The organism is Micromonospora yasonensis, from assembly GCF_026013475.1.
Taxonomy (GTDB): domain Bacteria; phylum Actinomycetota; class Actinomycetes; order Mycobacteriales; family Micromonosporaceae; genus Micromonospora; species Micromonospora yasonensis.
Window position 1 is genome coordinate 1 of the sequence record NZ_JAPDPH010000303.1, and the last position, 7188, is coordinate 7188.

Below are 7188 nucleotides of genomic sequence, written 5' to 3' on the forward strand. Positions count from 1 at the left end.
CCGACGGCCGGTAACCAGCAGATCTCGACGTTCACGTACACCGGCCGCGGGCAGATGCTCAAGCAGACCAAGCCCAACGGCAACACCGTGGACTTCGAGTACTACCTCGACGGCGCCACCAAGCATCAGCTGGAGAAGACCTCCGGCGGCGCCATCGTCGCGGAGCACAACCTGCAGTACCAGGCCAACGGCCACCCGTCGCGGGACGTGCTCAAGTTGATGAACGCCGACAACTCGTCGGACTACATCGACAACACGTACGTCTTCAGCTATGACCCGCAGGACCGGATCGCGAAGCTGGACAAGACCGGTGACAGCACCTCGACGGAGACCTACACCTACGACGCCAACGGCAACACGGTGTCGCAGACCGTCGAGGGGACGACCAGCACCAGCAAGTACGACCGGAACCGGCTGCACTCGACCACCACGGCGGGTGTGACGTCGACGTACAACTACGACCCGCTCGGGCGCCTCGACACGGTGTCGGTCGGTGGTCAGCGGGCGCAGAAGTACTACTACGACGGTTTCGACCGGACGGCGAAGACGGTCGCGGGTATCGGCTCGACCGCGAAGACGACGACCTACGTGTACGACCCGTTCGACCGGACGGTGTCGCAGACGACGGCGTCGAAGACGACGATCTTCACCTACCTGGGGATGGACAACCAGGTGCTGCGGGAGGAGGTCGCCGGTAAGGCGGAGAAGTCGTACCAGTACGCGCCGTGGGGTCAGCAGTTGACCCAGATCAAGCACAAGGACGACGGTTCCCGGGAGTATTCGCAGTTCATCTACCGGCCGCGTGGTGACGTCGTCGGGATCACGAAGGAGGACGGCAAGACCCGCGCCACGTACGGCTACACGGCGTACGGCAAGGATGATGAGTCGCAGTTCACGGGTGTGGACAAGCCGGGTTCGACGCCCGACGGTGAGGAGCCGTACAACGCGTTCCGGTTCAACGCCTCCCGGTGGGACGCCAACTCGGGCACCTACGACATGGGCTTCCGCAACTACGACCCGGGCTTGAACCGGTTCCTGACGCGGGACGCCTATGGCGGTGCCTTGGCGGACATGAGCCTGGCGGTGGATGCGTTCACGGGTAACCGGTATGCGTTCGCCGGGGGTAACCCGATCAGCTTCGTGGAGTTGGACGGGCACCTGTTCGGGATGTCGTGGTCGGACATCGGCCATGCCGCCCTGGACGTGGCTGGGATGGTGCCGGTGATCGGTGAGGTCGCCGACGTCGCGAATGGCATCTGGTACGCGGCCGAGGGCAACTACGTGGACGCGGCGCTGTCCCTGGCCTCGGCGATCCCGCTTGCGGGTAACGCGGTGGCCGCGGCCAAGCTGGCCAAGACGGGTAAGAAGATCGCCGACGGCATCGACACCGCAAAGGACATCGAAAAGGGCGTCGAAGCCGCGACGGACGCGAAGAAGGCGCTACCGACCAACACGCCGAAGACGAAGACCGACAACCCAACGACACCGACGAAGTGCAACAGCTTTGTCCCGGGCACCAAGGTGCTCCTCGCCGATGGGAGCAGCAAGCCCATTGAGGACGTGAAGATCGGGGACCGGGTCCTCGCCACGGATGTCGAGTCGGGGGACCAGCAGAGCCGTCCTGTTACCCAGCTCATCCAGGGTGACGGAGTCAAGAAGCTGGTCACCATCGTCGTCGACACCGACGGCAAGTCCGGTGGCAAGACCAGCACCATCGTGGCGACCGACGGCCACCGGTTCTACCTGCCGGACTCCGGGGTCTGGGTGACTGCGGGCCAGTTGAAGGTCGGCGCCTGGCTTCAGACGTCGTCGGGCACGTGGGTCCAGATCTCGGCCATCCGGCACGAGAGCCACGTCCAGCGAGTGCACAACTTCACCGTCGACGGACAGCACACCTACTACGTCCTCGCCGGCGAAACCCCCGTACTCGCCCACAACGACGCCTGCCCAACCGGCAAGCCCAACGCAGAGGATGCTGCCGAGTGGGTCGACGAGGGTGGCGATCTTCGCGGTCCCTCACCCGAGTACGGCATGCCGAAGGAGTCGTACGACTACCAGTCCGGTGTCGCTGGCGCTAGATCGAATCCCCAGACCGGCCGAGCCATGGCACCGCAGTTGTCGATGCCCGGGGCTGACGGTGTGGCGGTGACCGCAAAGTTTGATGGCGTGAACGGAAATGAGATCATTGACCGCAAGGTCGGCCTAAGATTCACTGACAAAATGGTTGACCTTGCTCGCCGGCAGGCCGGCACAGCGGCCTACCATGGGCTGCAACCGGTCTGGGAGGTGCCGACAGCGGAGATGGCTGGAGTTGCGAACAGGTTCCTCAAGTTCGCGAAGGTGTCGACGATCCAGGTTAGGGTTGCGATTTGAATCTGGAGCCGGTGATTTTGGCCCTGACGTCCGCAATGATGCTGCTTGAGGACGCTGGGCCAGAGGAGATCAGTCCCGAGACCGCGGTACGGGGACAAGAGAATATGGGTGACTACCTCGATCGACTTTCTGGCCCCGACCGGGAGGAGTTCCGCGCGGTACTGCGTCAAGTGGCGCGGGACATCGAGGATAGAGACCCAGCGGTTGCCGAGTTCATCCGCAAGGTTCCTTTCAGTCTCGGCTGGGATGAGGAGCCCCTTGAATAGGGCACATTCCTTGTCCTGACGGATTGGCCCTGATCGACGGAGCGACTCCGCAGTTGAGTTCGAACCTGGTGCCCGTTCCCTAGTGGGGCGGGCACCAGTCTGTTCATCCCCCACACGAACTCGTTCGACCGGACGGTGTCGCAGACGACGACCCTGTTCACGTACCTGGGGATGGACAACCAGGTGCTGCGGGAGGAGGTCGCTGGTAAGGCGGAGAAGTCGTACCAGTACGCGCCGTGGGGTCAGCAGTTAACCCAGATCAAGCACAAGGATGACGGCTCCTGGCGACGGATGTGTTCACGGGTAACCGGTATGCGTTCGCCGGGGGTAACCCGATCAGCTTCGTGGAGTTGGACGGGCACCTGTTCGGGATGTCGTGGTCGGACATCGGCCATGCCGCCCTGGACGTGGCCGGGATGGTGCCGGTGATCGGTGAGGTCGCCGACGTCGCGAATGGCATCTGGTACGCGGCCGAGGGCAACTACGTCGACGCGGCGCTGTCCCTAGCTTCCGCGATCCCGTTGGCGGGTAACGCGGTGGCCGCGGCGAAGCTGGCCAAGACGGGTAAGAAGATCGCCGACGGCATCGACACCGCCCGCGATATTGAGAAGGCGGCCGAGAACGCCAAGAGCCTCGAGAAGGGAGTGGAAGGCGCCACCGACGTGAACAAGGCGGCGCCGACCAACACGCCAACCACCAAGGTCGACGAGCCAACGGCCCCGAAGCAGACCACACCGACGAAGTGCAACAGCTTCGTGCCGGGCACGAAGGTGCTGCTCGCGGATGGTTCCACGAAGGCGATTGAGGATCTGAAGCTCGGTGACCAGGTCCTTGGCACGGACGTGGAGTCGGGCCAGAACCAGGGTCGTGCGGTTACCAACGTCCGTAGCCACGAGGGCAGCAAGACGTTGGTGACGATCACGGTCGACGTGGATGGCAAGGCTGGGTCAAAGACCGGGTCGATCACGTCCACGGCGGCGCACCTGATCTGGCTGCCCGACGCGGGGCAGTGGGTTACCGGCGGTGACCTCAAGCCCGGCATGTGGCTGCAGACCGCGGCCGGCACCTGGGTACAGATCACCGCAATCACCAAGACCGTCCGCCACGAACGAGTCCACAACCTCACCGTCGAGGGCATCCACACCTACTATGTGTTCGCCGGCAACACGCCGGTACTCGTGCACAACTGCGGAAGTGGCACCCGGGATGGTGCCGGGATGTCAGACGACGAACTGCTGCAGGCTGCTCAGGATCTGCGAGACGAGTTTGCGCAATCTGTCACGGGAAAGAAGTATTCTCCTGCGTCTGTTACGGCTGGTTACAATGTTGAGACTCGACAATTTGCGGCAGGGCATTCGACAGGAAATGGGAATTGTGCAGAGGTGTGTGTCATAAACCAGCTCGGCGGCGACCCGAGTAAGATTCGGTTCACGACCGCCGTGAGGCCACGTACTGGGAAGCAGTTGCCGATCTGCTTCAGTTGCGAGGCGACGTCCCCGAGAAGTCACTTCCCACCAAATACCCAATTCAGAAGTGACTTTATTGCCAGTTTCTACGAGTGACCTAGCGCAAGATCCTGAACCTCTGAGTTCGAAGTAGTGACCGGGCGGCCTTCCGCATCCTAAACGGAACTGCGGTTGCGCCGCCCGGTCCGATTTTCGGTCGTGTCTGAAGGGAGACGCGGTGCAATGTCGTCGGCTTCGGGTGGGTACTTGGTCCAAGCGCTGGCAGGTATCATTAGATTTGCTGTAGGTGGGGCGCTGGCTGGCCTGGCAGGATAGTTGTTGATGCGTCCCGTTGATGAACGCCGGAGGGTTCGGTATGAGTGCGAAGCTTGCAGACGAGATTATGGGCGCCGAGTATGACTGGCTTGGCTGTGATGGTGACGGCAACGTAGCCCTCTTCAGTACCGCCGGGGGTGGGTACGCCCCCGATGAGTTCTTACGGGACCCAGATGCGCATGCGGGGGCGATTGAGGCAATTTTGGCACTCCAGGCCACGACCACTGCGCGCTTCGCGCCAGAACTGGCCACGCAATATATCAACATCTGGAGGCTGGTTGCCGAACGCGGGCTGTTCGCCTTCGACGCCGATATCAACGGCGGTCCTTACGGTCTGGTGGCGGCTCCCGAGGTTGCTACACCCGCCGACAAGCTCCCGCCGGCCGCCATCCCTGTATTGCGGTCCCTCACATTCCAACAGCTACGGTTCGCGGACCTGGCCACCGTCTCGGAGCAGGTCCTGCGGGAGGGGCGATGATCTCTCTTGCGAGCAGCGCTGGGCGTGCCCCACCTGTCGGGCCTGTCCGTCGTCAAGCGGGCGAGCCCGGCAGGGCTGTCAATGACTACCGATGCCAACCACCACGCCCAGCGCCGCGGCATCCCCTACCTTGGATAGCGTCGTTCGTCGATGCTTTGGCCGCCGCCGGTTGTGGTTGTCTCCCCAGGTTGCCGCCACCGCCGCCGTCAACATCGATAGAAGTTGACGAGGCAAGGCAGCAGCACATGGGTAAGGCCAGGTGGAAGCCATGAATACGTACGTAACGCTCCGTGGCCGGGGTGAAAATCCCACACGTACTACGTCATCGCCGGCGACAGCCCCAGTCTCGTCCACAACTGCGACGAGATGATGGACTTCGCTCACGGTACGACATCAACACATGCTGACAACATCCAAGCCAATGGGCTGAGCGGTGATGCGGCGCGAGCGAACAGCCACGGCGGTGCCGTCAACCATCAACCAACCGGGAAACCTGTTTACCTACCGGGTCACCCCGGATGACACGGGCACCCTGAGTGATGCTGCTACATTTGGCGGGAGCCGGGCGGGCCCAGGAGAGCGTCCTGCCCTTCTATCTTCCAGATGTGTCGATGTGAGTATGATCGGCTGAAGGCTGCCGGTCACATCATCACTCGCGTGACGGTCCGTGCCACCATTTGGTGTTACGGACTTCTCACTTTCCAGTTGAGGAGCCGTACGAGTTTCCGCCAAATTCGGAGATTCCGATCGATCTAATGCGTCGAGCAGTCAAGGAGTTCTGTCTGTCCGGTGGGCAGCGGCCTCCCTGCGTCCAGTGGGAGAAGCCAGAGTTCTGGTAATTCTCTGAGAAGTACCTGGCTTGACGAACCTGCCCGAATTATTCCCTGGGCAGTGAAGAGGTAACGGTTTTGAATCAGCCCTTTTCATCCTGCGTAACGGTTGCCTTCGACGTGGTGCAGGACGAGGATGGCCTGCACGATCGTGGTCGCTCGCCGTGGGCAGCAGCGCAGCTTGACCAGGATCTTCTAGGTCTTGAGGGTGGCGATCGCGAGTTCGCCGCGGGCGCGGATTTTCGCGTGGGCGCGGTTCACGGCCTTCTGCCGGCGTGACAGCTTCGGCCGGAAGCGGCACCGCTTGAACGGGGCGCACACGCTGCCGCGGGCACCTTGGTGGCCCTTATCGGCGAAGGTCATCACGTCTGCCCTGGTCAGCGCCTCAATGATGCCGTAGGTGCGGGCTGCGGCCAGGTGTCACCGTTGCGCAGGTGAGCCAGGGCGAGCAGTGCCTGCCGTCCCGCGTCGAGGCGCCACCACCTGGATCGGCGCTGGTCGCGGTGGCTGCGGATGCGATCGGCCAGGTGGTTCAAGGTCCGGCTGGACAACGAGATCGTGGAGGGGTAGTGCCGCAGGCCATAGCGGGTACGACCCGCGGCGGATCGGCCAATCTGTTCGTCGACCGTGCGCCGTGCAGGTTCTGCCGAAACAGCATGACGGGATACGCCGAGCAACTCGGTTTGGATACCCTGCATGTGTACGGACCGCAAGGCCTAGACGGCGTGTATACGAGGAGTGCCGGCAAGTATGTCCCAGTCTGAGAACCCGCCGGGCGTGAAGATTGAGACATTCGTGCCCGAGTACCTGAGCCAGGAGGTGAGCCTCGAGGAGGCGCGGAACATCTATCAGTCTCTGGGGAAGGCTTCAGCCAGCTTCACCTGGAACGACTGCGGTGATGAAGTCCTAACCCTCAGTGTCGGGGAAGATCATTCGACGGCGACGCTGCTGAAGGATCGGTCCTTTTGCGACCTGGTGTACGCGGACAATCCCGGGGAGGACCTGATAGAGAGGGACGGAAGTGTCGTCGAATATCCGCGTGCGTTGATCCTGCCGCGTGAGAAGGGCCTGGAGCTCCTGAACGTCCTTCCTGACTTCGATCGACTGTTCGAGAGTTATCGCTGGAGAGTCCAGGATTGATGTGAGGTGAGGCTCGAACAGTCGCCGGAAATGGCGGCCTCGAGTTGATCCCGCCACCGGTGCAGTGAAAGTCCCAGCACTTCCGCTCGATCCGGCCCGGCTCGATGGTGGCCTTCGGCTCTGACGACCAGAGCCGAAGGCCACCTTTCGAACGCTATTCAGAACTGACTCATCCCCGCGTCTGGTAGATCTCCAGTCCGGTCAACGAAGCCGGCAACGACGCGCGCAAGCAGGCTGACAACCTTCCGGCGACAAAGGCCGCGGAAGAGACGCCCTCAGCGCCGAAGTCTGAGTGCAACAGCTTCGTCCCTGGAATCAAG

General features: G+C 62.5%; 7 protein-coding genes and 1 pseudogene. 7 read left to right on the forward strand and 1 reads right to left on the reverse strand.

Features of this window, described 5'->3' with window-relative positions; all coding sequences use genetic code 11:
* From ONA70_RS33465 to ONA70_RS37080, 5 genes are all read left to right on the forward strand, one after another.
* Window positions 1–2373 (forward strand): polymorphic toxin-type HINT domain-containing protein (locus tag ONA70_RS33465; RefSeq protein WP_265010484.1); only part of this gene is annotated, 2373 nt, incomplete at its 5' end.
* Window positions 2370–2639, forward strand: coding sequence for a hypothetical protein (locus ONA70_RS33470; protein ID WP_265010485.1), 270 nt, complete (start codon window positions 2370–2372; stop codon window positions 2637–2639). The genes ONA70_RS33465 and ONA70_RS33470, both read left to right, overlap by 4 nt.
* Before the next feature lie 350 nt (window positions 2640–2989).
* The gene (locus ONA70_RS33475) at window positions 2990–4201 is read left to right on the forward strand and encodes a polymorphic toxin-type HINT domain-containing protein (RefSeq protein ID WP_265010486.1); all 1212 of its coding nucleotides are present in this window, start codon (window positions 2990–2992) and stop codon (window positions 4199–4201) included.
* Between the two features lie 259 nt (window positions 4202–4460).
* Window positions 4461–4898 carry a hypothetical protein gene (locus ONA70_RS33480; protein ID WP_265010487.1) on the forward strand — a complete coding sequence of 146 codons (438 nt, stop codon included), beginning with the start codon at window positions 4461–4463 and terminating at the stop codon, window positions 4896–4898.
* 680 nt (window positions 4899–5578) lie between these two features.
* Window positions 5579–5737, forward strand: coding sequence for an Imm1 family immunity protein (locus ONA70_RS37080; RefSeq protein ID WP_406601295.1), 159 nt, complete (start codon window positions 5579–5581; stop codon window positions 5735–5737).
* An 84-nt stretch (window positions 5738–5821) separates the two neighbouring features.
* Here the strand turns inward: ONA70_RS37080 and ONA70_RS33485 are convergent.
* Window positions 5822–6279: pseudogene (locus tag ONA70_RS33485) on the reverse strand (transposase family protein).
* On the opposite strand from ONA70_RS33485, the gene ONA70_RS33490 reads away from it, so the two are divergent.
* Window positions 6163–6492 carry a hypothetical protein gene (locus ONA70_RS33490; protein ID WP_265010489.1) on the forward strand — a complete coding sequence of 110 codons (330 nt, stop codon included), beginning with the start codon at window positions 6163–6165 and terminating at the stop codon, window positions 6490–6492. The pseudogene ONA70_RS33485 and the gene ONA70_RS33490 overlap by 117 nt on opposite strands.
* On the forward strand, window positions 6479–6868 hold the full coding sequence (locus tag ONA70_RS33495) for a hypothetical protein (RefSeq protein WP_265010488.1): 390 nt from the start codon (window positions 6479–6481) through the stop codon (window positions 6866–6868). The genes ONA70_RS33490 and ONA70_RS33495 overlap by 14 nt, the downstream gene beginning before the upstream one ends.
* Window positions 6869–7188 lie beyond the last annotated feature (320 nt).